Source organism: Achromobacter sp. FW305-C-28 (genome assembly GCF_058783235.1).
Map to the genome: position 1 here is coordinate 245,738 of NZ_JBYSYL010000005.1, position 24,343 is coordinate 270,080.

24 protein-coding genes are annotated in these 24,343 nt (G+C 67.1%); 9 read left to right on the plus strand and 15 right to left on the minus strand.

Annotated elements, in window-relative coordinates:
- Nucleotides 1-2: 2 nt before the first annotated feature.
- Nucleotides 3-1,268, plus strand: coding sequence for a nitrate- and nitrite sensing domain-containing protein (locus AC3WMR_RS15365; protein ID WP_492264337.1), 1,266 nt, complete (start codon nt 3-5; stop codon nt 1,266-1,268).
- A 58-nt stretch (nt 1,269-1,326) separates the two neighbouring features.
- On the opposite strand, the gene AC3WMR_RS15370 is transcribed toward AC3WMR_RS15365, so the two are convergent.
- On the minus strand, nt 1,327-2,139 hold the full coding sequence (locus AC3WMR_RS15370; RefSeq protein ID WP_492264336.1) for a metallophosphoesterase: 813 nt from the start codon (nt 2,137-2,139) through the stop codon (nt 1,327-1,329).
- A 72-nt stretch (nt 2,140-2,211) separates the two neighbouring features.
- On the opposite strand from AC3WMR_RS15370, the gene AC3WMR_RS15375 reads away from it, so the two are divergent.
- The 3 genes from AC3WMR_RS15375 to AC3WMR_RS15385 all read left to right on the plus strand — a co-directional run bounded on the left by AC3WMR_RS15375 (nt 2,212) and on the right by AC3WMR_RS15385 (nt 5,790).
- Complete coding sequence (locus tag AC3WMR_RS15375; RefSeq protein WP_492264335.1) at nt 2,212-3,189, plus strand: GNAT family N-acetyltransferase; 978 nt, start codon at nt 2,212-2,214, stop codon at nt 3,187-3,189.
- Nucleotides 3,190-3,344: 155 nt separating this feature from the next.
- The gene (locus tag AC3WMR_RS15380; RefSeq protein WP_492264334.1) at nt 3,345-3,509 is read left to right on the plus strand and encodes a hypothetical protein; all 165 of its coding nucleotides are present in this window, start codon (nt 3,345-3,347) and stop codon (nt 3,507-3,509) included.
- 40 nt (nt 3,510-3,549) lie between these two features.
- Nucleotides 3,550-5,790, plus strand: a complete 2,241-nt coding sequence (locus AC3WMR_RS15385; RefSeq protein WP_492264333.1) for a phosphocholine-specific phospholipase C — start codon at nt 3,550-3,552, stop codon at nt 5,788-5,790.
- A gap of 1 nt (nt 5,791) precedes the next feature.
- Here AC3WMR_RS15385 and AC3WMR_RS15390 read toward each other — a convergent pair whose 3' ends face one another.
- The 4 genes from AC3WMR_RS15390 to gvpU form a co-directional block, all read right to left on the minus strand.
- Nucleotides 5,792-7,204: a DUF2252 domain-containing protein gene (locus AC3WMR_RS15390; protein WP_492264332.1), complete on the minus strand. Its 1,413-nt coding sequence runs from the start codon at nt 7,202-7,204 to the stop codon at nt 5,792-5,794.
- Between the two features lie 172 nt (nt 7,205-7,376).
- Complete coding sequence (locus tag AC3WMR_RS15395) at nt 7,377-8,063, minus strand: pentapeptide repeat-containing protein (RefSeq protein WP_492264331.1); 687 nt, start codon at nt 8,061-8,063, stop codon at nt 7,377-7,379.
- A gap of 30 nt (nt 8,064-8,093) precedes the next feature.
- Complete coding sequence (locus AC3WMR_RS15400) at nt 8,094-8,744, minus strand: response regulator (protein ID WP_492264330.1); 651 nt, start codon at nt 8,742-8,744, stop codon at nt 8,094-8,096.
- Nucleotides 8,745-8,797: 53 nt separating this feature from the next.
- Nucleotides 8,798-9,253, minus strand: a complete 456-nt coding sequence (gvpU, locus tag AC3WMR_RS15405; RefSeq protein WP_492264329.1) for a gas vesicle accessory protein GvpU — start codon at nt 9,251-9,253, stop codon at nt 8,798-8,800.
- A gap of 175 nt (nt 9,254-9,428) precedes the next feature.
- On the opposite strand from gvpU, the gene AC3WMR_RS15410 reads away from it, so the two are divergent.
- The gene (locus tag AC3WMR_RS15410; protein WP_492264328.1) at nt 9,429-9,797 is read left to right on the plus strand and encodes a hypothetical protein; all 369 of its coding nucleotides are present in this window, start codon (nt 9,429-9,431) and stop codon (nt 9,795-9,797) included.
- A gap of 78 nt (nt 9,798-9,875) precedes the next feature.
- Here AC3WMR_RS15410 and AC3WMR_RS15415 read toward each other — a convergent pair whose 3' ends face one another.
- Nucleotides 9,876-10,859 carry a helix-turn-helix transcriptional regulator gene (locus AC3WMR_RS15415; protein WP_492264327.1) on the minus strand — a complete coding sequence of 328 codons (984 nt, stop codon included), beginning with the start codon at nt 10,857-10,859 and terminating at the stop codon, nt 9,876-9,878.
- A gap of 119 nt (nt 10,860-10,978) precedes the next feature.
- Between AC3WMR_RS15415 and AC3WMR_RS15420 the strand changes: the two genes are divergently transcribed.
- The gene (locus tag AC3WMR_RS15420; protein WP_492264326.1) at nt 10,979-11,587 is read left to right on the plus strand and encodes a glutathione S-transferase family protein; all 609 of its coding nucleotides are present in this window, start codon (nt 10,979-10,981) and stop codon (nt 11,585-11,587) included.
- A gap of 29 nt (nt 11,588-11,616) precedes the next feature.
- Here AC3WMR_RS15420 and AC3WMR_RS15425 read toward each other — a convergent pair whose 3' ends face one another.
- Together AC3WMR_RS15425 and AC3WMR_RS15430 are read right to left on the minus strand one after the other, a co-directional pair.
- Entirely contained in the window at nt 11,617-12,933 is a 1,317-nt protein-coding gene (locus AC3WMR_RS15425) for a ParB/Srx family N-terminal domain-containing protein (protein ID WP_492264325.1), read from the minus strand.
- A gap of 72 nt (nt 12,934-13,005) precedes the next feature.
- Nucleotides 13,006-14,187, minus strand: a complete 1,182-nt coding sequence (locus tag AC3WMR_RS15430; RefSeq protein ID WP_492264324.1) for a multidrug effflux MFS transporter — start codon at nt 14,185-14,187, stop codon at nt 13,006-13,008.
- Between the two features lie 90 nt (nt 14,188-14,277).
- Here AC3WMR_RS15430 and AC3WMR_RS15435 point away from each other — a divergent pair, with 90 nt between their 5' ends.
- Complete coding sequence (locus AC3WMR_RS15435; protein WP_492264323.1) at nt 14,278-15,066, plus strand: AraC family transcriptional regulator; 789 nt, start codon at nt 14,278-14,280, stop codon at nt 15,064-15,066.
- Here AC3WMR_RS15435 and AC3WMR_RS15440 read toward each other — a convergent pair.
- The 6 genes from AC3WMR_RS15440 to cyoA form a co-directional block, all read right to left on the minus strand.
- Nucleotides 15,063-16,169 (minus strand): porin, encoded by a 1,107-nt coding sequence (locus tag AC3WMR_RS15440; protein ID WP_492264322.1) that lies wholly within the window; start codon nt 16,167-16,169, stop codon nt 15,063-15,065. The genes AC3WMR_RS15435 and AC3WMR_RS15440 overlap by 4 nt on opposite strands.
- Before the next feature lie 198 nt (nt 16,170-16,367).
- Nucleotides 16,368-17,180, minus strand: coding sequence for an SURF1 family protein (locus AC3WMR_RS15445; RefSeq protein ID WP_492264321.1), 813 nt, complete (start codon nt 17,178-17,180; stop codon nt 16,368-16,370).
- Nucleotides 17,181-17,184: 4 nt separating this feature from the next.
- On the minus strand, nt 17,185-17,586 hold the full coding sequence (cyoD, locus tag AC3WMR_RS15450) for a cytochrome o ubiquinol oxidase subunit IV (protein ID WP_492264320.1): 402 nt from the start codon (nt 17,584-17,586) through the stop codon (nt 17,185-17,187).
- Entirely contained in the window at nt 17,583-18,224 is a 642-nt protein-coding gene (gene cyoC, locus AC3WMR_RS15455; RefSeq protein ID WP_175191214.1) for a cytochrome o ubiquinol oxidase subunit III, read from the minus strand. The genes cyoD and cyoC overlap by 4 nt, the downstream gene beginning before the upstream one ends.
- Nucleotides 18,217-20,220 carry a cytochrome o ubiquinol oxidase subunit I gene (gene cyoB, locus AC3WMR_RS15460; protein WP_492264319.1) on the minus strand — a complete coding sequence of 668 codons (2,004 nt, stop codon included), beginning with the start codon at nt 20,218-20,220 and terminating at the stop codon, nt 18,217-18,219. The genes cyoC and cyoB overlap by 8 nt, the downstream gene beginning before the upstream one ends.
- Nucleotides 20,221-20,279: 59 nt before the next feature.
- Nucleotides 20,280-21,323, minus strand: a complete 1,044-nt coding sequence (gene cyoA, locus AC3WMR_RS15465) for a ubiquinol oxidase subunit II (protein WP_492264318.1) — start codon at nt 21,321-21,323, stop codon at nt 20,280-20,282.
- 224 nt (nt 21,324-21,547) lie between these two features.
- Between cyoA and AC3WMR_RS15470 the strand changes: the two genes are divergently transcribed.
- A complete protein-coding gene (locus AC3WMR_RS15470) occupies nt 21,548-22,882 on the plus strand; it encodes an MFS transporter (RefSeq protein ID WP_492264317.1) in 1,335 nt (444 codons plus the stop codon).
- The gene (locus AC3WMR_RS15475; protein WP_492264316.1) at nt 22,875-23,264 is read left to right on the plus strand and encodes a hypothetical protein; all 390 of its coding nucleotides are present in this window, start codon (nt 22,875-22,877) and stop codon (nt 23,262-23,264) included. Before AC3WMR_RS15470 ends, AC3WMR_RS15475 begins: the two co-directional genes overlap by 8 nt.
- Before the next feature lie 16 nt (nt 23,265-23,280).
- Here AC3WMR_RS15475 and AC3WMR_RS15480 read toward each other — a convergent pair whose 3' ends face one another.
- Nucleotides 23,281-24,300: an amino acid ABC transporter substrate-binding protein gene (locus tag AC3WMR_RS15480; RefSeq protein WP_492264509.1), complete on the minus strand. Its 1,020-nt coding sequence runs from the start codon at nt 24,298-24,300 to the stop codon at nt 23,281-23,283.
- Nucleotides 24,301-24,343: the final 43 nt, after the last annotated feature.

A 24,343-nucleotide genomic window follows, 5' to 3' on the forward strand; every position in this document is an offset into this window, starting at 1 on the left:
CGATGAGTTCCTACACCATGCCGCCCACGCTGCGCTTTCTGCTTGCCGCCCGCCGCAGCGAACTGCACGGGCTGGAAACGCTGGCCAGCACCTGTGAGCTGGCCACGCGCGTCAGCAAGCTGGCCCACGTGCTGCAAAAGGAACGCGGCTGCTCCAACCTGTATCTGTGCGGGGGCCAGGATGCGCTGCGCCAGACGCTGTCCGGATTGAGCTCGGACGCCTCTGCCGTCGAAGAAGAGGTGCGCCGCTTTCTCGACCGGCTCGAACCGGACGTCACCCACAGCGCCGGCAAGGCGCGGCTGCTGAATTGCGTGGCCTATGCGCTGTACCGCCTGGACGAACTGCCGCGCCTGCGCGGCCGCATCCGTGACCGGCGGGTGGTGGCCGAGGAGGCCGGCGCGGCCTTCACGAAATTGATCGCCAGCCTGTTCGCGCTGGTGTTCGAGGCCGCCGATTCGTCGCTGGACGCGGGCGTGACGCAGCTGCTGGTGGCGCTGTTGAACTTCATGCAGGGCAAGGAACTGTGCGGCCAGGAAAGGGCGCACGGCGTCATGGGCTACACCGCGGGCTTTTTCACCGAACCGCAAAAGGCCCGCCTGCTGGAACTGGCCGACCTGCAAAAGCGCTGCTTCGACGGCTTTGCGCAATGCGCCGCGCCCGACGCCCTGGCGGCCTGGGAACAACTGGCGCCCGGCGCTGGCCAGGTGCAGCGCCTGCGCGACATGGCGCTGCGCACGTCGGACGCCGCGCGCGTGGACGCGGGTCTGGCCGAGGTGTGGTTCGGCGTCTGCACCGAACGCATCGACGCCATGCGCGCGGTGGAAAGCCTGCTGGCCGAAGCGCTGACGCTACAGTGCCACCGCCGCATCGTGGAAACCCGCGCTGAACTCGACAACCATCGCCTGCTGCTGAACCGCTTCGCTGACCAGGCCCGCGACGACGCCCCCGCCATGCTGTTCAAGCTGCAAGGCCGCATCCTGGACGCGCCGCCCGAAGACGGCGTGGGCGAGGAAATGGAACGGTCCATCCTGGACCTGATGCGCGAACAGGCACTGCGCCTGCGGCAATCGGACGACGCGTTGGCGCTGGCGCGCGGCGCGCTGGAAGAACGCAAGCGGGTGGAACGCGCCAAGTGGCTGCTGGTCAGCCGCTATGGCGTCAGCGAGCAGGCCGCGCACGACCGCTTGCAGCGCGCCGCGATGGACCAGCGGCGGTCGCTGGACGAGATCGCGCGGCAGGTGCTGGCCGAGCTGGAGGCGGCGTCTTGAACGGGGGAATCATCAGCCGCCGTATCGGCGCACGTCGGCGCCATTCCCTCCCGAGGCATCAGCGCGCCGGCACCTCCCACAACGCGTCCGGCAGGAAGCCTTCCTGTTCGCCCTTCTTGGCATAGCCCAGCGGATTGGCGATGACGCGGCAGCCGTCCTTCACGTAGTCCAGCGCGCAGTGCAGGTGGCCGTGCATCCACACGTCGGCCAGCGGCAAGAGCGCATCCAGTGCATTGCAGAATCCCGCCGTGCCGGGCGTGACGCCATAGCGCGGGTCGGCGCTGGCCAGGGACGGCGCGAAGTGGGTGATGGCCAGCGTCGGGCCATCGAACGGCGTGCGCAGCGCGTCTTCCAGCCAGGCCTGACAGGCCAGGCCCTGTTCGCGCATCTGCTCGGCCATGAAGGGCGCGCCGTGGCGCCGCATCTGCGCCTTTTCCAGGTAGAAGTCCGCCGCGCGAAATGCCTTGCCGCGCTTGTTCAGCGCCTGCGTCAGCGTGTCGCCGGGCGCGGCCAGCGCGTCGAAGTCGGTCCAGAGCGTGGTGCCTACCAGCCGCACGCCGTCGATGACCCGGGTCTCGCGTTCCAGCCACTGGATGTCCAGCACGTGGCACAGCGCCTGCAGACGGTCATGCGTCTCGTCGAAATCCAGGTTGTCGTATTCGTGGTTGCCCGGCACATAGACCACCGGTGTCGGCCAGCCGTTGCGCGGCGAATAGGTGCCCAGGCCGAAGTCATCGGTGGTCAGCCTGGACCGCTGCTGGTACGAACCGATGTCGCCCGCCAGCACCAGCAGGTCGGCCCCCGGGGTGGGGGACGCAACGAACGTGGGGTTGTTCTCCAGGTGCAGGTCGGACAGCAATTGAATTTTCATGGGCCGGGGGCTTGTTTTGGTTGCGACACGCAAGTATATTGGTTGCGACCCGCAACTTCAGGACGCGCCATCATGGATGTTATCGACTTTCCCGCCCGATCCCGTGACCAGACCATCCGCGACCTGCGGGAATTCTCCCGCAAGCTGGTGCGCGAGCTGGGCTTCATGCGCGCCTCGCTGGCCGACAGCGACCTGGCGCCGTCCGCCGTGCACGCCATCATCGAGATCGGCCTGCAACCCGGCATCCAGGCGCGCGACCTGGCGTTGATCCTGCGGCTGGACAAATCCAATACCAGCCGCCAGGTGGCCAAGCTGGAAGCGGCCGGCCTGGTCAGCCGCGAAACCGACAGCGGCGACGCCCGCGCCTCGCGCCTGTCGCTGACCCCGGCCGGGGTCGAACTGCGCAAGCGCATCGACCAGTTCGCCACCGACCAGGTGTCCAAGGCGCTGCGCCAACTGGCGCCGCACGACCAGGAAGCGCTGATCCGCTACCTGTCGTTGTATGCCGACGCGCTGGCCCGCGAGAACCCCAACACCCGCGCCGCCCAGGCCGCCGAGGCCATCGACGCGCAGATCCAGGAAGGCTACGCGCCCGGCTGCATCGGCGACGTGGCCAGCCTGCATGCCCGCTACTACGCGCAAGCCGCCGGCTTCGGCGTGGTGTTCGAACGCCTGGTGGCCACGGGGCTGGCCGCCTTTGCCGAAGCGCTGCCCGCGCCCGGCAAGAACCTGTGGCGCTACACCGACGGCACGCGCACGCTGGCCTCGATCGCCATCGACAGCGACCCGGCCGCGCGCACCGCGCACCTGCGCTGGTTCATCGTCGACGAATCGCTGCGCGGCGTGGGCGTGGGGCGCGCGTTGCTGGCGCGCGCGCTGCGTTTTGCCGACACGCTCGATGTTGACGAAACGTATCTGTGGACCTTCAAGGGGCTGGACGCCGCGCGGCACCTGTACGAGTCCGCCGGCTTCGTGCTGACCGACGAAGCCGAGGGCACGCAGTGGGGCGGCGTGGTGGTCGAGCAGCGCTTCAGCCGACCCGCGCGCTGACGCATCTGGACACACTAAAGGGCCGCGCAAACCCGCCGCGGCCCGCTTGAACACGCAACCTTTCACGGCGCTGTCACTTCCCGTTCCTAGACTCGCTGGGGTCTTGCCGGTACTGCCCGGCAAGGTCGGTCTCTCCCTTTCTGAAGAACCTCCCCATGCCCTCCAAGCGTCTTGCAAGAAGCCTTGCCGCGGTCCTGCTCGCGGCCGTCACGCTCACCGCCTGTGGCGGTGACGATTCCTCCGATGAAGATCCCGCGCAGCCCACGCCGCCGGTGACCGAACAGCCCAAGCCCGCGCCCCAGCTGCGCTGCGCACCGTAAGCGGCGGTTGCGCCGTCCTCAACGATCCCGAGTACACCTGATGACTACCCGCCGCAATTTCCTGCAGACCGCCACGGGCGCGGGCTTCGCCGCCGCCGCCCTGGCCGCCTTTCCGCCCAGCATCCGCCGCGCGCTCGCCATTCCCGCCAATAACGCCACCGGCACCATCAAGGACGTCGAGCATGTGATCATCCTGATGCAGGAGAATCGCTCGTTCGACCATTACTTCGGCACGCTCAAGGGCGTGCGCGGCTTTGGCGACCGCATCACCATTCCGCTGGCCAACGGCCGCAAGGTCTGGCAGCAGCAGCGCAGCAACGGCGCCGTGCTGACGCCTTTCCACCTGGACGGCAGCGCCAACAACGCGCAACGCGCCAACGGCACGCCGCATAGCTGGAATGACAGCCAGAACGCCTGGGACCACGGCCGCATGGCCAAGTGGCCCACGTCCAAAACCGACATTTCGATGGGCTACTTCAAAGAGCGTGAGATTCCGTTCCAGTTCGCGCTGGCCAACGCCTTCACGCTGTGCGACGCCTACCACTGCGCGATGCACACCGGCACCGACGCCAACCGCTCGTTCCACCTGACCGGCACCAATGGCGCCACGGCCACCAACACCGCCTTCGTCAACAACGAATGGGACTGGATCGACGGCCTGCCAGCCGGCGTCAACAAGGGCTACACCTGGAAGACCTACGCCGAGCGTCTGGAAGCGGCCGGCGTCAGCTGGATCTCGTACCAGAACATGCCCGACGAATGGGGCGACAACATGCTGGGCGCATTTCGCCAGTTCCGCCAGGCCAACATCGCCTCGGGCTTTCCGGTGTCCAGCGGCGGCTCGCCCGGTTCGCCGTACGCCAACACCGGCCAGGCGCTGCCGTACAAGGCCTACGATCCGGCCACCGACAACGCCGCCAACCCGCTCTACAAGGGCATCGCCAACACGCTGCCGGGCACGGCGCCCGAGCAGTACCTGGATGCCTTCAAGCGCGACATCCGCGAAGGCAAGCTGCCGCAGGTCTGCTGGATGAACGCGCCGTCGATCTATTGCGAACACCCCGACCCGTCCAGCCCCGTGCAGGGCGCCTGGTTCCTGCAAGAGGTGCTGGACGCGCTGACCGCCGTGCCCGAGGTCTGGAGCAAGACGGTGCTGCTGATCAACTTCGACGAGAACGACGGCTACTTCGACCACGTGCCATCGCCATCAGCGCCGGCGCCGGCAGGCGGCGGCGCCTTCGCGGGCAAGACGACGCTGCCCGCGGCCGACATGGCGTTCGAATACTTCAACCACCCCGCACCCACCGGCAGCACCAGCCAACCCGCCCCGGACGGCCGCGTGTACGGCCCCGGCCCGCGCGTGCCGATGTACGTGATTTCGCCCTGGAGCCGCGGCGGCTGGGTCAATTCGCAGGTGTTCGACCACACCTCGGTGCTGCGTTTCCTGGAAGCGCGCTTCGGTGTGGCCGAGCCCAACATCAGCCCGTTCCGCCGCGCCATCTGCGGCGACCTGACCAGCGCCTTCAACTTCAAGACGCCCAACACGGAATCGCTGCCGACCCTGGCCGGGCGCGCCACCCGCAGCGCGGCGGACCAGCTGCGTACCGCGCAGGAAGCGCTACCGCAGATGCCGTTGCCCACCGACATGCAGCTGCCGATCCAGGCCAGCGGCACGCGGCCCTCGCGCGCCTTGCCGTACGAGCTGCACACCAGCGCCCGCTGCGACGCGGCCGGCACGGTGCAGCTGGTGTTCGCCAACACCGGTACGCAGGGCGCGGTGTTCCACGTTTACGACCGCTACCACCTGGATCGCCTGCCGCGCCGTTATGCGGTCGAGCCGGGCAAGACCCTGGATGACACCTGGAACGCGCTGGCCGACAACCTGGGCATGTACGACCTGTGGGTGCTGGGTCCCAATGGCTACCTGCGCCATTTCAAGGGTGACACCAACCGCATCACGGACAGCGGCTCGCTGCCCGAGATCCGCGTCTGCTACGACATTGCCAATGGCGAGGTCTACACCGAACTGCTGAACACCGGTGGCAAGGCCTGCACCTTCACCATTACGCCGGTGGCGTACCGGCAGGACGGCCCCTGGCCGCAGTCGGTGCAGGGCGGCGGCAAGGCGTCGATGAACTGGGCGCTGGCCGCCAGCGGGCAGTGGTACGACTTTGCCGTCACGTGTTCCAGCGATCCGGCGTTCTATCGCCGTTTCGCCGGCCGCGTGGAAACCGGCGCGCACACGGTCAGCGATCCGGCCATGGGCGTGGTGACGGCGTGACTCAAACGCGAAAGTCCGCCGCCATGTCTTCGTCGGTACGCATGGGCAGCCTGCCCGCGCGGCACGCGTCCAGGAAGTGGCGGTAGTCTTTCTCGTTCTGCCGCGCATAGGTCTGGGCGTAGGCGACCAGCGCTTCGGGAAACTGGGTCGAGCGGCCCATGTAGGCCGCCAATTCCACCGAGTGGCCGCTGGCCTTGGCATGCGCCCGGGCCAGCGCGCGGGCGCACATGCGGGCATAGCCGGTCAGGATCTTCTGGTTGAAGCTCTCGACATCGGCCGACACCTTCATGTCGCGCAGTTGTCGAAAGTAGTATTGGCGTGCGCGGGGCCCCGTCGACCAGCCCAGGAATATGTCGCTGGCAGCCTGCAGCAGGCGCTGGCCGGCCACGACGCGAAACCCGTCGTGCGGCGGCGCCTTGTTGCGGGTATAGCGCGCAATGACCGACTGGCGGGCTTCCTTGGCCTGCAGGAACAGCGGATTGCCCCAGCTGTCCACCATCAGCATCACCAGGCAGACCGTGCCGACGCTGCCCACGCCCACGACCTTGAACACCACGTCCTGCACGGTGAAGTGCGCCAGCAGCGCGCGCCGGTCGGGCGCCAGGCTGTCCAGGTAGCCGGCATAGCACTTGCCCATCTTCTTTTTCCAGGCGGCGGTGTCGGGCCAGTGCTCGCCGGGACCCAGCAGCGTGGCCGGGCCGGTGGGGTGGAACAGGGCGGGCGGCGCATCGCGGATGCGCCAGCGGCCTTCGTCCTGCCAGGCCATCTTGCGCAGCATGCTCTCGTTGGTACGGCCGGCGGCCTTCTCCATGGCGCGCTGGATCAGGCGTCGGCCTTCCGGCGTTTCGGCATCCTGCAGCATGCGTTCGAAGGTCAGGCCTTCATACCAGACGTCCAGCGTGCTGTTCTGCGCATACTCGGTCATGCGGCGCTGGTACTCGGCCGCGGCCGCCATGACGATGCCCGCCGTGTCGCCGCGGCCATATCCCATGTGCTGCGCCGCCACCGCCAGGCTGGCGGTCAGGCGCTTCACATCCCATTCCCAGGGGCCCGTGGCGGTTTCGTCGAAGTCGTTCAGGTCGAACAGCAACTGCCGCTCGGGCGTGGCGAAACCGCCGAAATTGAGCAGGTGCGCGTCGCCGCAGATGGGGATGGAGATACCGGTGTGGGGCGTGCCGGCCAGGTCGTGCGCCTGCAGGATGGCAGCGCCGCGAAAGAAGGTGAAGGGGGATGCGGCCATGCGGCCGTAGCGCAGCGGAATCAGCGCCTTGACGCGTCCAGCGCTGTTGATGCGCAGCAGCTTGATCGGATCGCGGTCGACGTTGCCGACCGCCGCATGGGAAGAACGCCTGGCGTGTTCTCGGGCCTTCTGGCCGTTGGACTTGCGCGCCTGGATGCTGTCTGTCTCGAGCATGGGGAAGCTCCCGGGTCATACACAGATGTCGACGGCTGGCAGGGCCTGCGGGCACGCAAGGCAGGTCGCCCTGGACGTCGGCAGGCCCTGATCGGGCAAGTGTACGGGGCGGGCGGCGGCTTGGCTATGGCCCCCGTCACGGCGGGGCGCGAGGGGCGGCTGCGCGGCCGCGTCAGATCACGGTGATGCGCAGCTCGGCCAGCAGGGTGGCTGCCTGGGTCTTGGAAATGGCGGCGCCGGCCAGCCGGGCGGCCGCCGACAGGTCGATGCCGCCCAGGTCGGCCTCGCGCAGGTCGGCGCCTTCGAAGCGCGCGTTCTTCAGCGTGGCGTTGCGCAGGCTGCCGCCGTGGAACACCGTATCGCGAAAGTCGCAGCCGGTCAGGTCGGCATCGGAAAAATCCAGCTGGTGCAGGTCGGTCTTGCGAAACGAAATGCCGCGCACCAGCGCGCCGACCAGCAGGCATTCTTCAAGCGTCCAGCCCAGGCAGGCGATGCCGTCGAAGTCGGACCCCGTCAGCTTGCAGCCGCGAAAGCGGGCCGTGGCCAGGCGCGCGCGGCGCCAGTTGGAGTTGTTCAGGTCGCAGCCGGAGAACACCGCATCGCTGGCATCGGCCGAGGCGAACACGGCATGGCCGCCGCGGCAGCGCAGCCATTCGGTATCGGCCAGCGTGGCGCCCTGGAATGAGGCGTCGGCGATGGCGCAGGCGGTGAAGCGCGCGCCGCGCAGGTCCAATCGGGAAAAGTCGGCGTCCTGGAAATCGCAGTCTTCGAAGACCAGGGGGCGCTCTTGTGCCTGTTCGATCAGCGCCTGCATTGCCTTGCGGTCCAGCGCCAGGCCCGTTATCGGGGGCTGCGTCATGCCATCTTCTCTTGGGGGTTGCGACAGGCGCTATTGGAACATGCCGCTTTCGGCACAGAACGTCACCAGTTCCTGGTCGGTCTGCACGTTCAGCTTGCGCATGGCCGATATCTTCTGGCCGCTGACGGTCTTGACGCTGCGCTTCAGGGTGTCGGCGACCTGCATCATGGATTCGCCGCGCACGAAGTGCCGCAGTACCTCGAATTCCTTGGGCGTGAGGCTGTTGATGCGTTCGCCCAGGAAGCGGGTGCGCGCCGCCGCGCTGCCGTCGCGCTGGAAGTCCGGTGGATAGTAGCGGCGGCCGGCTTGCAGGGTGTGCAGCGCGGTGACGATTTCGGCCAGGTCGTCGCGCTTGAGCACCACCGCCGCGACCCCGGCGTCGTACAGCGCCGAGATGATCATGGGGTTGGACACCATGGTCAGCACCACGATGCGCGTGGTCGGGTAGTGGCGGATCAGGTACTTGACCAGGCGGATGCCGTCGCCGTAGGTCTCGTCGCCGGGCATCGAATAATCGGTGATGACGACCTGCGGCAGATCCCGGGCCAGGTGTTCGACCAACGCCGTCGGGCTGGACAGCATGGCCACGACATCGAAGCTCAGGTCCTTGCCCAGCAGGTCGCTCATGCCCATCAGCACCAGCGGATGGTCATCGGCGAGGACGATGCGGAGTCTTTGCATGCGGGACGCGGTCAGGTGGGGGGCAGAGGGGCAGGCGGGATCGAGCGGCGCGCTCAGCCGATCTGCTCGGCCTGCAGGCGGCCCAGGATGAAGCCATCGACCGCATTGCTGCGACCGCGCCACAGCGTGGGCTGGCCGGCAATCGGCGTGCCATCGGCGGTGAAGAACAGGGCGTCGGCCAGGTGGATGTAATTGGGCAGCGGTTCGGCCGGTTGCGGCAGGCGGAACACGTCGCCCAGCTCGGCCAGCGAATTGCGCACCGTCAGTCGGCCTGCCGATTCCATGTCCGTCAGCGAATCCGCGAAGCTCTCGGCGAAGCGGTCGAAGTATTCGGCGCCCGACACGATCGAGCCGGACACCAGCATGCCGCCCATCTGCAACGTGACGCCGATGCTCTTGAGCTGGCCGCCGTTGTTCACCAGGTTCACCAGGAATTGCAGGAACACGTCGGCCTGCGGATTGGCGGCGACGGGGGAAACGGGCGTATCGGGGGTCGGGTCGAGACTCATGGCAAGAGCGCTCCGGTGAATGCGAGGGAGTCACAAGATACTCGAACGGCGCCGAATGCGCATCAGGCGCAATCGGCGGATAAGGCGCCGGATCGGGCAGCAGTCCGGCCAATCGAGGGCGGCGGCGCAGGAGTAACTTTCGGAGAATCGAGACTTTGACCGATCCGGCCAGACCATGACCATTGTGAACTCGTCGACCGCCGCCACTGCCGCGGACGCCCGCAAGACCAGCGCCACCAACGGGGCGGAAGGCGGCGCCTTCCGCACGGCGTTCGCCGACGCGCAGCAACGCAACGCCTCGGCCCTGGCCGGCGGCGTGAAGGGCGCGGCCCCGGTAGCCGCTTCCGCGGCCGAGCAGGAATTCATGGACTACGCGTCCATGTCGCTGCAGGACAAGATGTTCTATGCCGCCCTGGCGTCGCTGGGCATTTCCAAGAAAGACTACGACGCGATGTCGGCCGCCGACAAGCTGAAGGTCGCCGAGAAGGTCGCGCTGATGATGCAGCAGCTGTCCAAGGCCGACCAGGCCAAGCTGGCCAGCTGACCTCCTGACGGGGCGACGACACGTCCGTTTCGCCTTTCGGCACGACGTCAGCCCCATGTCGGCAAGCCGGCTGCGCGCTCAAGTCGGGCCGCCCGTCTCGCGCCGTTGCAGCATGCGGGCGACGCGTTCGCCCGCCGCCTGAAAGCGCTGCGCCAGGGAGTCGGGCGCCAGCACCTCGAATTCCACTTCCAGCGCCATCAGCCAGTACGTCAGCGATTCCAGCGATTGCCCTGTGCAGCGCAGCAGGCAGCGGCTGTCGTCGTCCAGCGCCTCGACCTGGCCGGCCGATGCCGGAATGCGCGCCGCCATCACCGCGCGCGGCGCGTGCAACACGATGCGGGCTTCTTCGGCATTGGGCGCCTGGCCTACCGAACGCGCCACATACGCGCGCAGGTCGCCGCCTTCAGGGGGCGGCCGCGGCGCGAAGTGCGTGCCCAGCGCCACGGGGCCGGCAATGCGGTCCAGCCGGAAAGTGCGCCAGTCGTCGCGCGCCGGGTCCCACGCCACCAGATACCAACGCCATCCCGTGTGCGCCAGCCCTTGCGGCTCGACCTGCCTTGTGCTGGCCTGGCCGCGACTGTCGGCGTAGTCGAAATTCACGCGGAGTTGATCGCGGCAGGCCGCCGCCAGCGTGGCCAGCTGGCCGGCGTCCACCAAGGGGCCTGCGCGCGGCAGCGGCACGATGGCCGAGCGCAGCGCATCCAGCTTGTGGCGCAGCCGCGTGGGCATGACCTGTTCCAGTTTGACCAGGGCGCGCAGCGCGGCTTCTTCCACCCCGCCCACCGAGCCGGTGGCCGCCGTGCGCAGCGTGATGGCCACCGTCATGGCCTCGTCATCGTCCAGCAGCAGCGGCGGCAGCGTGTTGCCCGCGCGAAACGCGTAGCCGCCCGCCACGCCGCTGCTGGCCTGGATCGGGTAGCCCAGTTCGCGCAGCCGATCGATGTCGCGCCGCAGCGTGCGCGGGTGCACCGCCAAGGCTTGCGCCAGGTCGGCGCCGGCCCAATGGCGGCGGGTCTGCAACAGGGAAAGCAGGCGGAGCAGGCGGTTGCTGGAACTGAGCATGGTGAGGCGACGATACCTCGTATCGAGGGCGGAAACTGTCCGCAATGGATTCTACAGTTCGTCCGTCGTCAGCGGCCATGGGGCCGCGGCACTCACCCCCGAAATCCGGAGCCTTTTCCATGTCTATCGTTTTCTATTGGCACCCCCAGTCCAGCGCTTCCCCCATTGCCTGCGCCCTGGCCGAATTGCAGGTCCCGCACGAACGCGTCAAGGTGGATATCCGCGCGGGCGAACAGCGCCGCCCCGAATTCCTGGCCCTCAATCCCAATGGCAAGGTGCCCACGCTGACGGTGGACGGCGCGCCGATGTTCGAGGCCCTGGCGATCCATCTGTGGCTGGGCGAGAACTGGGGCGTCAAGCAAGGCCTGTGGCCCGTCGCCGGTACGCCCGAGCGGCTGGCCGCCCTGTCGTGGTGCGCCTGGGCCTACGTGACCTATGGCGCGGTGCTGTCGCGCCTGTTCCTCACGACCTACGGCGATGAACAGATCCGTGATGCCGGCCAGGGCGCGCGCGCCACCGCCGACCTGGATTCCCTGCTGGGGCTGCTGGACGCGCATCTGGCGCGCCAGCCCTGGATGCTGGGCGGCGATTACTCGCTGGCGGACCTGGTGGTCGGGTCGGTGGTCGGGTATTCCGCCATGGTGGGCGCGCCGGTGGCCGCGCACCCGAAGGTGCAGGCCTGGCTGGGCAAGGTCAAGAGCCGCCCCGCGATGCAGGGCGAAGTCTGAATGTGAAAACGCCGCGCCAGGCCGCTCGCCTACCAGCCCCAGCAGGTGCCGGCGGCGGGCTTGCCGCAGGCGCGGTAGTTCACCGAATACCAGAGCTTGCCTGCGGTGCGCGGGTCGCCGTTGGTCTTGACGTCGTTGCGCGGCAGTTCTTCAAGCGCGTCGCGCGCCGCCTTGGTGGGCGTGCCGCTGGCGGCGCCGGCCACCAGCACAATGCGGCCCAGGCTGGCGGCGGTGCTGTCCTGGAACACGATGTCGGTGTCGGCCAGCGCGGTCATCTTCAAGGCGGCATTGCGCACGGCGGCGGCGTAGCCATCGTTGGCGCCGGTGGGCGCCAGCGCCGCGCTCAGCGTGCTGACCGTCAGAATCTGCGCGGGCGTGGCCGGGGCCACCATGGCGTACGCGTCCAGGCCGGCCAATTGGCCGCCTGCCACTTGGCGGCGCAGCCAGTCACCCCACAGGAATTCGGCGAATTCCGGCAGGCTGCCGTTGCTGTAGGCGATGTCGCGGGTGAAATACACCAGCGAGCGGTAGCGGTCTTCCTGCATGCCGCCGGCTTCCTGGGCGTTGGCGATGCCCACGCGCGACGGCAACTGGTCCACCGTGATCGGCTGGTTCTGGCCATCACGCAGCCACGCGCGGCGCTCGTCGACCATGCGCTGCCAGAACGCGGAGGACGTGCCCAAGGTGCTGTAGTTGGCGCTGACCTTGACCCACACCGGCAGCTTGGGGCCGCCGTCGAAGATTTCACGCAAGGACGAGAACGTGTGGTGTCCGTCCGTCAGGTACAGATTGCCATCCCAGCCGATCACCACCGTCTTCAGGTTGGTGGGGTCGCTACCGGGGGCGGCGGTGCAGCCGAAGCTGTCGGGCTTGTCCAGGCGGGCGGCCTGGGCCTGGGCGACCGAAGTGAATGCGACGGCCGTGGTGCCGCCCATGTCTTCGCAGTAGTCGCTGAATTTCTTGCCGACCGTGCGGTTCACATAGTCCAGCTGGTTGACGGCGTTGCCGGCCCAGGTGGGGCGGGCGAAGTCACCCTGCCAGCGGCCGAGCTTGTAGTAGATCTGGTCGTAGCCGATGGCCGCCTGGGTGGGGCGCAGCTCTTCGATGCGCACCTTGAGCACGTCGCCCGTCTTGGCGGTCAGGTAGGCCTGGTTGCGGGTGTCGACAGGCGGCGGCGCGGGGGTTTCCGCGACGGGAGGCGTGGGGGCCGGGGCGTCGTCATCGTCGCTGCTGCCATTGCAGGCGGCCAGCCATAGCGGCAACGAGGCCAGCGCCAGCACGCGCAGGGCGGGGCGCCAGCGCGCGGCAAAGGGCAAGGGAGCAACGGGGGAAGGCGTGCGGGACATGGGCGTCGAGGGGGGATTGATCAGAGAAGTATCCAATGATGACGGAACCGTGTTGCGTGATCATTGCACGTGTCATGTGCGCGACAAAATTGTCGGCGCGCGCAGCACCATCAGTATCAGGGCCACGGCCACCCAGGCGGCCGACAGCGGCCGCGGCGTGTCGAACGGCAGCCACGCGCTGGCTGCCAGCCCCAGGCCCAGCAAACTGTAATAGGCCAGCCCGAACAGCGCGCCGGCCCGTCCCAGGCAATGCCCATAGCGGCGCAAGGCGGGCCCCAGCAGATTGGGAATAGCCAGGCCAACCCCCACGAAGATCGGCAGCGCCGCCGCCGCCCACAGCCAGCCCGGTTCCGGCCGCCAGCACACGGCCACGGCTTGCGCCACCGCGCCCAGCGCCACGCCGCGCAGGCCATGGCGTACCCGCGTGGCCGCCGTCATGGCGGCGGGCATCACGCGGTTCAGCATCGCGCCCAGCGTGCCGGCCAGGGCAACGCCCAGCCCCACCCAGCCGAATCCCAGGCCGGGCAGTTCGCCGGTCATGAACGGCCCCGCGGCATAGAAAGAGAACACCAGCAGGTTCAGGCCCGCCACGCGCAGCACGGCCAGGCGCAGATCGGCGTCGGCCAGCATCTGGCGCGCCAGCGTCGCCAGCGGCACCGCGGCGGTGACAGCCGGGCGGGTTTCGCACCAGTGGCGCACGGCGAACAGCAACAGCCCGGCAATGGCCAATGCAATCACCGCCAGCACGCCCGCATAGCCCTGGCGCTGCGCCACCAGTTGCCCCGTCAGCGGCCCCACGGCGGGAGACCATGCCAACACCGCGCCCAGCGTCACGAAGTAGCGCGTCAGGCGCTCACCGGCCAGGCAGTCCCTGAGCAGCGTCTGCGTGACGACCGAGCACGCGGCCAGGCCGAACGCCTGGACGAAGCGCCCGGCCAGCAGCCACGCATAGGTCGGCGCGGCTACGGCGCCCAGCGTGCCCGCCAGGCTGATGGCCAGCGCGGTCAGCAACGCCGGGCGGCGGCCCCAGGCGTCGGCCAGTTGGCCCCATACCAGGACGCCGCAGGCAAAGCCCACGAAGAAAATGCCCATGACGGGTTGGGTGGCGGCCGCGTCCAGGCGCCAGTGGCGCGCCAGATCCGGCAGGGCCGGGGCCAGGATGGTTTCCGCGATCTGGGGCAGGGCCAGTAGCGCGATGATGAGCCAGCGCGGGGGCAGTGCGGGCGCGGACGAAGGGGTAGCGGTGTGAGGCATGGCGAAGCGGTGCGGCAAAAGGACCCTAGCGTATCGGGCCGGCTTTGCGCAAAATCACGACATCTCGCCATAAAACATCGCCAATCGGACATGCCTGTCTATTCCCCCACTTCAGTCGAAGATCCCGACAGCGTCGTCTGTCCTGTCGTGGGCCAGGCCATCGATACCCGGGCCCATGCCTCGGATTGGCACGCCCATCGGCGCGCGCAACTGCTGTATCAGGTGCAGGGCGGGGTGACCTTGTATCTGGCGGATCGGGTGGGGCAACTGGCGCCCCTGCAGGCGGCCTGGCTGCCGGCAGGATGCCTGCACCGCACGGTCATGCAGGGCGCGTTCGCCTATCGCAGCCTGTATTTCGACGTGGATGTCTTTCCGAATCTGCCGCGGCAGCCGGGCATCCTGGACGTGAACCCTTTGCTGCGCGAGATGATTGTGCGCATCACGCAATGGCCGTCGGACCAGGCGCTGGACGTGGTTCGGCAACGCCTGGTGGCGACCCTGCTTGATGAACTGGCGGCGGCGCCCACGGCGCCGCTGCATCTGCCGATGCCGCGCGACCGGCGGCTGGCGCCGATTGCGCAAGCGCTGCTGGCCGACCCGGCCTGCCCGCGGTCCATCGAAGACTGGGGCAGGCAGGTGGGCGCCAGCGGCCGCACCCTGGCGCGGGCCTTCCTGGCCGAGACGGGGCTGCCGTTCACCCGCTGGCGCACCCAGTGCCGCTTGCTGATCGCGCGGGCCCGGTTGGCCGAGGGTGTCTCGGTGACGGAAGTGGCGCATTCGGTGGGCTATGCCAGCGACAGCGCCTTCATTGCGATGTTTCGGCGCGCCTATGGCGAGCCTCCGGGACGAAGGCTGCACAGGCGCGCCATGGCGCTTTAGAACACGTGGCGGATGCCGACCCCGGCCGCGGTGCTCTTCAGGCCGTCGATGAACGCGTAGTCCTTGCCGTACGAGCCGTAGGCGTACAGGTTGGTGCGCTTGGACAGGTCGTAGGTGTAGCCCACGCTCCAGACGTTCATGTTGGCATCGCCGCCGGTCAGGCGGTCGTTGGACGGCGACACGTGCTGCCACGACGTGAACACGCTGCTGGCGCCACCTACGGGGAGGGTCGCGCCCAGCATGTAGGCATTGGCCTTGAAGCCGTCGACGTAGCGGTTGGTGCCGAATTCATCGCTGAACGGCGTGCCGCCGGGCAAGTCCTGGCCGACGAACCAGCCGTCGGTGGTGCGGCCGTAGGCGGCGGCCAGCTTCACGACTTCCAGGTCGTACGAGATGCCGGCGGCGTACTGGCGCGGGGTGGCATCGTGGTCGATGGCGGCGCGGTTCGAGCCGTTGAGCTGGTCGTAGGTCAGCGTGAAGTTCAGGGGGCCCTGCACGTAGCGCGCGCCGACGGTGATGCCGCGCGAGTTGTCGGCGGTGCGAAAGCCCGTTTCGTTGGCGTTGGTGTCGTCCGCGTTGAACGAGTAGCCCGCGGCGAACTCGAAGCCGCTCATCGAGGGGCTGCGGTACATGACCATGTTGTCCCAGCGCATGGTGTTGGCCGCGCTGAAACCCAGGCCCAGGTTGGATTGGGTGTAGCTGGTGTAGAAGGGGTCGATGTCGGCCAGATAGTTCGAGCCCACGGTGGCCTGGCGGCCGAATTCCACGGTGCCCCAGGCGTCGCTGGTCAGGCCGATGGTGGCCTGGCGGCCGAACAGGCGGCCGTTCTGGGCGCGCGAGCCGTTGCCCGAATCGAAACCGCTTTCCAGCTTGAACACGGCGCGCAGGCCGTCGCCCAGATCTTCGGATCCGCGCAGGCCCCAGCGGGAGCCGGCCTGGATGCCGTTGATCATGCCGAGTTTGCTGCCGTCATAGCCATCGCCCTTGATCTTGTTGTAGCCGAGGCCGGTGTCGATGACACCATAGAGAGTGACTGACGTTTCTGCCTGAGCGACGCCTGCAAAGGTGGTCAACATTGCGGCTGCGAGCAACGTCTTTTTCATCCGGAAAACTCCTAGAGTATGGGTGGAAAAAACAAAGGGAACAGCACGTTAGGCGAGGCGCCCAGCGGTGTTCCCAGACTCTAGTGTAGACCAGTTCGGTCTATTTTCCGGCAATTTGGTCGAATTTCTGGCTATTTACGGCAATTGCCAGCTCGGTCTGAGCGCCCAGCCACGGGCGCGGAGACGGTCGCGTTTGCCTTAGCCGCGACGCCCGCGCAGGCGTCGTTCTTCCCGCACGACAATGGCCGCGCCCACGATGATCATGGCGGCCAGGGCGTACCAGGTAATGGCATACACCAGGTGGTTGTTGGGGAAGGTCAGCACCGTCAGGCCGGCCACGGGCGCCTTGGCCGGATCGCGGCCGGCGCCGGGGGCGGCATCCGCGTCGATGAAGTAGGGCGCCACGTCCGACGCCGTCAGCCCGCGCGCCGCTGCAATGGCTGGCAGGTCGCGCGAATACCAGAGGTTGGACGCCGGATCGTTGTTGCGCAGAAAGCCGCTGCCCGGCTCGCCCATGCGCAGCAGGCCGGTGACCTGCACCGGGGCCGCCGCGGCCTCGGCCTGGGCTTGCGCCTGGCCGGCGGCCTGGCTCTTGCGCCACTCGGGCAACACGAAGCCGCGGTTCACCAGCACCGTGCCGCCGCCATCCGCCAGCTGCAGGGGCGTCATGACCCAGTAGCCGCTGCCCAGCTCGGTGGCTGCCTGCACCAGCGTCTGCTTGTCGTAGTGGTAGACGCCGGAGGCCGACACACGGCGGTATTCGGCGTTGTCGGAATTCAGGGCGGCCCAGTCGGCCCGCGTGGGGGCGGGCGTGGGGGCCGCATGGGCGCGCTGGTCGACCTGCGCGATCAGGCCTTGTTTCCAGGCCAGCCGATGCACCTGCCAGGTGCCCAGGGCGCACAGGCCCGCGAACAGCGCAACGGCAATCACCCCGAGTACGACCAGGGTGGTTGCCTTGCGGGGATTGCGGGGGGTGTCGCCGGGTAGGGAAGAGTCTTTTATTGCCGCCATCACATCAGGGCATATTCCGCATGTCGTGGATGGACATGGGCATCATGTTGGAGTTCAAGTGATACATGATCCAGATGGATCCGCTGAGCGTAATCACGACCAGCACCAGGGTGAATATTAACGCCAACATGTTCCAGCCGCTTTCGGACTTGGCGTCCATGTGCAGGAAGTACACGATGTGCACCACGATCTGCACCGCCGCGAAGGCCAGGATGATCAGTGCGGTGGTGCGCGAACTGTCGAACACGCGGCCCATCACCAGCCAGAACGGAATCGCCGTCAGGATGGCCGCCAGCACGAAGCCGGTGACGTAGCTTTTCAGCGTGCCGTGGGCGGCGCCGTCATCGTCGTCGTGGTGGTCGTGGCCGTGGCCGCCGTGGCCAGCGTGGTTGGCATGGGCGGTCATGGCAGCACTCCCATCAGGTAGACAAAGGTGAACACGCCGACCCAGATCAGGTCCAGGAAGTGCCAGAACATCGACAGGCACATCAGCCGGCGCCGGTTTTCGGGAATCAGGCCATGCATGCGGACCTGCACCATCATGGTCACCAGCCAGACGATGCCGAACGTGACGTGCAGCCCGTGCGTGCCCACCAGCGTGAAGAACGACGACAGGAACGCGCTGCGCTGGGGCCCGGCGCCGATGTGGATCAGGTGCGCGAACTCATACAGTTCCAGGCACAGGAAGCCCAGCCCCAGGATGCCGGTGACCGCCAGCCAGCCCTGCGTGGCGCCCACCCGGTTGCGCCGCATTTCCAGCATGGCGAAACCGTAGGTGATGGACGACAGCAGCAGCAGCGACGTGTTCACGGCCACCAGCGGCAGGTCGAACAGGTCGGCGCCCGACGGCCCGGCCGCGTAGTTGCGCCCCAGCACGCCGTAGGTGGCGAACAGGCAGGCGAAGATGAGGCAGTCGCTCATCAGATAGACCCAGAAGCCCAGCAGGGTGCCGTTCTTCGGGTGGTGTTCGCCGGGCACGTGGAAGACGGGCTCCGGGGGCGGCGTGGCGCCGCCAGGCAGGGTGGGGGCCAGGGTATCAGACATGTTTCGCCAACAAGTGGGTGCGGGCGTCTTCCGTGCGCACGACCTCGTCGGCCGGCACGTAGTACTCGCGCTTGTAGTTGAAGGTATGGACGATGGACACGATGATCAGCGCGGCGAACGACAGCACCGCCAGCGGCCACATGTGCCAGATCAGCGCAAAGCCCATCACCACGCTGATGCCCGCCAGCACGATGCCCGCCCAGGTGTTCTTGGGCATGTGGATGGGAATGAAGCCGTTCTGCGGGCGCTGGTAGCCGTGCTGCTTCATCTGCCACCACGCATCCTGGTCATGCACGCGCGGGGTGAAGGCGAAGTTGTAGTTGGGCGGCGGCGATGACGTCGACCATTCCAGCGTGCGGCCGTTCCAGGGGTCGCCGGTCAGGTCGCGCAGCGATTCGCGGCGGCGGTAGCTGACCACCAGCTGGATCAGGAAGCAGGCGATGCCGATGGCGATCAGGAAGGCGCCGAACGCGGCCACCTGGAACCAGATCTGCAGCGACATGTCCTCGAAATGGTTCACGCGGCGGGTCACGCCCATCAGCCCCAGCACGTACAGCGGCATGAAGGCGAAGTAAAAGCCCACCAGCCAGAACCAGAACGAACACTTTCCCCAGAACGGGTCCAGCTTGTAGCCGAAGGCCTTGGGGAACCAGTAGGTGATGCCGGCCATCAGCCCGAACAGCACGCCGCCGATGATGACGTTATGGAAGTGCGCGATCAGGAACAGGCTGTTGTGCAGCGCGAAGTCGGCGGGCGGCACCGCCAGCAGCACGCCGGTCATGCCGCCGATCACGAAGGTCACCATGAAGCCCATGGTCCAGAGCATCGGCACTTCGAAGCGGATGCGGCCGCGGTACATGGTGAACAGCCAGTTGAAGATCTTGGCCCCGGTGGGAATCGAGATGATCATTGTCGTGATCCCGAAGAACGAATTCACGCTCGCCCCGGACCCCATGGTGAAGAAGTGATGCAGCCACACCAGGTACGACAGCACCGTGATCACGACCGTGGCGTACACCATCGACGCGTAGCCGAACAGGCGCTTGCTGCAGAAGGTGGCCACGACTTCCGAGAAAATGCCGAACGCCGGCAGGATCAGAATGTAGACCTCGGGGTGGCCCCAGATCCAGATCAGGTTCACGTACATCATGGCGTTGCCGCCGAAGTCGGCCGTGAAGAAGTTGGTGCCCACGTAGCGGTCCATCGACAGCAGCGCCAGCACCGCGGTCAGCACCGGGAAGGCCGCCACGATCAGCACGTTGGTGCACAGCGCGGTCCAGGTGAAGATCGGCATGCGCATCAGCGACATGCCCGGCGCACGCATCTTGACGATGGTGACCAGCAGGTTCACCCCTGACAATAATGTGCCGACCCCCGCGATCTGCAAGGCCCATATGTAGTAATCGACCCCTACGTCGGGACTTTGCGCGATGCCTGATAAAGGCGGATACGCCAGCCAGCCGGTGCGGGCGAATTCGCCGACGAACAGCGACATCATCACCAGCACCACGCCGCCGGTGGTCATCCAGAAGCTGAAGTTGTTCAGGAACGGGAAAGCCACGTCGCGTGCGCCGATCTGCAGCGGCACCACGTAGTTCATCAGCCCCGTGACCAGGGGCATGGCCACGAAGAAGATCATGATCACGCCGTGGGCGGTGAAGATCTGGTCATAGTGGTGCGGCGGCAGGTAGCCGGTCGAATCGCCGAAGGCCACGGCCTGCTGCAGCCGCATCATGATGGCATCGGCAAAGCCGCGCAGCAGCATCACGATGCCCAGGATCATGTACATGATGCCGATCTTCTTGTGGTCGATGCTGGTGAACCATTCGTGCCACAGGTAGCCCCACTTCCTGTAGTAGGTGATGGCGCCCAGCACCACCACGCCGCCCACCGCCACCATCAGGAAGGTGATCAGCAGGATGGGCTCGTGAAAGGGGATGGCATCCCAGGTCAGGCGACCGAAGATCAGCTTGGTGAGGTCTGGTTGATCAGTCATCTCGGTTCCAGGGTGAAGACCTTGATTTCATGCGGCCGGACCGGTGCGCCGGGCCGGCCTTACATCGTCAATTCGGCGGCTGACGTGCACATCGCGCCTACGTACTTGCGCGGCGGCGTGTCGGTCAGGCCCAGGCGTTCGCGCGTGGCGGCATCCAGGCTGGCGATGTTGTGCGCGCCAGGAATGCCCATGCCGCCGTCCGCGTCGATCGCCATGGCGTCTTTCATGCACATGCGGTTGGGTTCGACGCAGCGGTTGACGATGGCGTCGAACAGGCCGGGCGCCACGCTGGCGTAGCGCTGCACGGGGTTGCGTTCGCTGGGCTGCTCAAGCTTCAGGTAGGTTTCGCGGCTGAGCGCGTTGCCCGAGGCGCGCGCATCGGCAACCCACTTATCGAAACCCTGCGCGTCCACCCCATGGAAGCGGAAACGCATGCCCGAGAAGCCCGCGCCGCTGTAGTTGGCCGACAGGCCTTCGTAGTCGCCGGGGTGGTTGATCACCGCGTGCAGCGTGGTCTGCATGCCGGGCATGGCGTAGATCTGGCCGGCCAGGGCAGGCACGAAGAACGAATTCATGACCGTCGACGAGGTGATCTTGAACTGGATCGGGCGGTCGACGGGGGCGGCCATTTCATTGACGGTGGCGATGCCCTGTTCGGGATACAGGAACAGCCATTTCCAGTCCAGCGCCACCACTTCGACCACCAGCGGCTTGGTGCCGGGCGGCACCTCGCGGCCTTCGGACAGGCGCGCCAGCGGCCGGTAAGGATCCAGCTGGTGGGTGCTGACCCAGGTCAGGGCGCCCAGCGCGATGATGATCAGGAGCGGCGCGGCCCAGATCAGCAGCTCCAGCATGGTGGAGTGGTTCCAGTCCGGGTCGTAGTGGGCGTCGCGGTTGCTGGCGCGGTAGCGCCATGCAAACAGGAAGGTCAGGAAGATCACCGGCACGATGATCAGCAGCATCAGGCCGGTGGAGATGATGATGAGGTTGCGCTGCTGCAGCGCGACGTCGCCCGATGGCGAGAGCAACACCGCATTGCATCCGGCGAGCAATGGCAGGGCGGCAAACAGGATCAATCCACTAAGCCTGGGGAAAGACGGCATGGCCATACCTCGAAACGTAACCGTGGGAGGTAAACGCAACACTACGCTGGAAGCCGCGAAAAATCTAGGGTAAAAAGAGCAAAAGTATGCACGTCAAAGGCGTGCGGGGCGGGGCCGGGCACTGTCGAGCCGCGGCCTGCAAAGCCTTTGGCGGCCGTGCATACCGGTGTATTGCAAAAGCGTAGACAAGGCGTCTTTCAAACTTCCTTTCAGCGAGCAATCACATGGCGACCACCACGCAGGTTCCCGGTCACGTCTCCCCCTTGCCCCTGCCGGGGTCGGCGGGCGCCGCGCCCAGCCACGCCAAGGTGGCGCCTGGCGAGATCGCCGTCGGCGTCGTCATCGGACGCGCCTCTGAGTATTTCGACTTCTTCGTCTTCGGCATCGCCTGCGTGTTGGTGTTTCCGCGCGTCTTCTTTCCGTTCGAGCCGCAGCTGGAAGGCACGCTCTGGGCCTTCGTCATCTTCTCGTTTGCTTTCATTGCGCGGCCTATCGGCACTGCGCTGTCGATGGCGATTCAGCGACGCTGGGGCCGCGGCACCAAGCTCACCACCGCCTTGTTCCTGCTCGGCACGGCGACGGTGGGCATGGCGTTCTTGCCCGGCTACAACGTCATCGGCGCGCATGCCATCGTGCTGCTGGCCGTGTTCCGCTGCTTGCAGGGCCTGGCCTTCGGCGGCTCCTGGGACGGCCTGCCGTCGCTGCTGGCATTGAATGCGCCGCCGCATCGCCGCGGCTGGTACGCCATGCTGGGCCAACTGGGCGCGCCTATCGGCTTCATGATCGCCAGCGCCTTGTTCCTGTACCTGCACATCACCCTGACCGAAGCCGACTTCCTTGATTGGGGCTGGCGCTATCCGTTCTTCGTGGCGTTTGCCATCAACGTGGTGGCGCTGTTCGCGCGACTGCGCCTGGTGCTGACCGAGGAATACACCCAGCTGCTCGAAGAGGGTGAGCTTGAACCCATCAGCACCACGAAGATGGTTCGCGAGCAGGGCTACAACCTGTTCCTGGGCGCGTTTGCGGCGCTGGCCAGCTATGCGCTGTTCCACCTGGTGACCGTGTTTCCGCTGTCCTGGATCGCCGTCAGCGCCACGCAACAGATATCCGACGTGCTGATCGTGCAGATCATCGGCGCGTTCGTCGGCATCCTGGGCACCATCGCCTCGGGGCTGATCGCCGACCGCATCGGGCGGCGTACGACGCTGGGGCTGCTGGCGGGGCTGATCGGCGTGTTCGCGCTGTTCGCGCCCTGGCTGCTGGGGGGCAGCCCCAAGGCGCAGGATGCCTTCATCCTGATCGGCTTCGCGCTGCTGGGCCTGTCTTATGGCCAGGCGTCCGGCACCGTCACGGCCAACTTCAGCAAGCGCTTTCGCTACACCGGCGCGGCGCTCACCACCGACATGGCCTGGCTGATCGGCGCGGCCTTCGCGCCGCTGGTGGCGCTGGGGCTGTCGGCGCGCTTCGGGCTGGTGGCGGTCAGTATCTATCTCTTGTCCGGCACGGCCTGCACGCTGTTGGCGCTGCGCATCAACAAAGCGCTGGAAACGCGTGACTGATCCGGGGGCGACGACCTCCCGCCCCGCCGGCTCATCGCTGCGGCTGGCGCGCGCCCTGGTGTTGGGCGCGATCCTGGCAGCCATCGCCTGCACCCGTGCGCTCGATGCCCAGGTGCTGCCTGCCTGGTATCTCGGCGCGGGCGACGTGATCTTCGTGTTGGTCTGCATGCTGGCCGCGGCGCTGGGCCGCGGCCCGAGCTTTCGCGATATCTGGTCGCGCGGCTTTGTCTCGGCCTTTCTGCTCTACAGCCCGGCCCTGTTGCAGGGCGGCCGCACGGCCGTGCCCTGGATGCCGACCCTGCTGGCCGTGCTGTTGCTGGCCTGGCCGTTGCTGTGGCTGTTCGAGGCGCTGTGGTGGCGGCGCGGGGCGCGCGCCGCTTGACCCGGAAGCGCCGACGTCAACGCACCGGCCACGCGTACATCAGCCCGCCCTCATGCCACTGGGCATTGAGTGCGCGCGGCAATTTCATGGCGCTGGCCTTGCCCAGGTTGCGCTCGTAGCTTTCGCCGTAATTGCCGACTTGCTTGATCACCGAATACGCCCACTTGTCGTCCACCCCCAGGTTGCGGCCCATGCCGGGCGTGACCCCCAGGATGCGCTGTACGTTGGGATTGGCGCTTTTCAATTGGCTGTCCACATTGGCCGAGGTCAGGCCGAATTCTTCCGCTTCCAGCGAGGCATAGAAGGTCCAGCGGACCACGTTCAGCCAGTTCTCGTCGCCCTGGCGCACCATGGGGCCGAGCGGGCTCTTGGCGATGTTCTCGTCCAGGATCACGTAGCTGTCGGGATTCTCGAGCGTGGTGCGCGAGGCGGCCAACTGAGATTTGTCTGACGTGAACGCATCGCAGCGACCGGCGGAAAAGGCCCGCACGATTTCGTCGTACTTGTCGATCACCACGGGCTTGAAGTGCAGGTTCTTGCCGCGAAACCAGTCGGCCAGGGCCAGTTCGGTCACCGTGCCAGGCTGCACGCAGATCGTGGCCCCGTCCAGTTCCCTCAGTGTCTTGACGCCCAGCTTGGCGGCCACCATCACGCCCTGGCTGTCGTAGTAGTTGACCGCCACGCTGAGCAGGCCTAGCGTGGTGTCGCGCGCCAGCGTTGGCGTGACGTTGCGGGTCAGGACGTCCACTTCACCGGATTGCAGGGCGGTGAAGCGGGCCTGGGTGGTCAGCGGCGACAGGCGGAACTTGCTGGCGTCGTTGAAGACGGCGGCGGCGATGGCGCGGCACAGATCGACGTCCAGGCCTTGCCAGTTGCCCTTGCTGTCGGGGGCGGAAAAACCCTGGATGCCGGTGGACACGCCGCATTGCACGTAGCCGCGCTTCTTGACGGTGTCCAGGGTGGGGCCGGCGTGGGCCAGGCAGGACACGGCCAACGCCAGGGCGCCGGCCGTGGTTCGGAACACAGATTGGAACATCGGCATTGCATTCTCCTGCCGGGCCTGGCCCGGTTCCCACAAG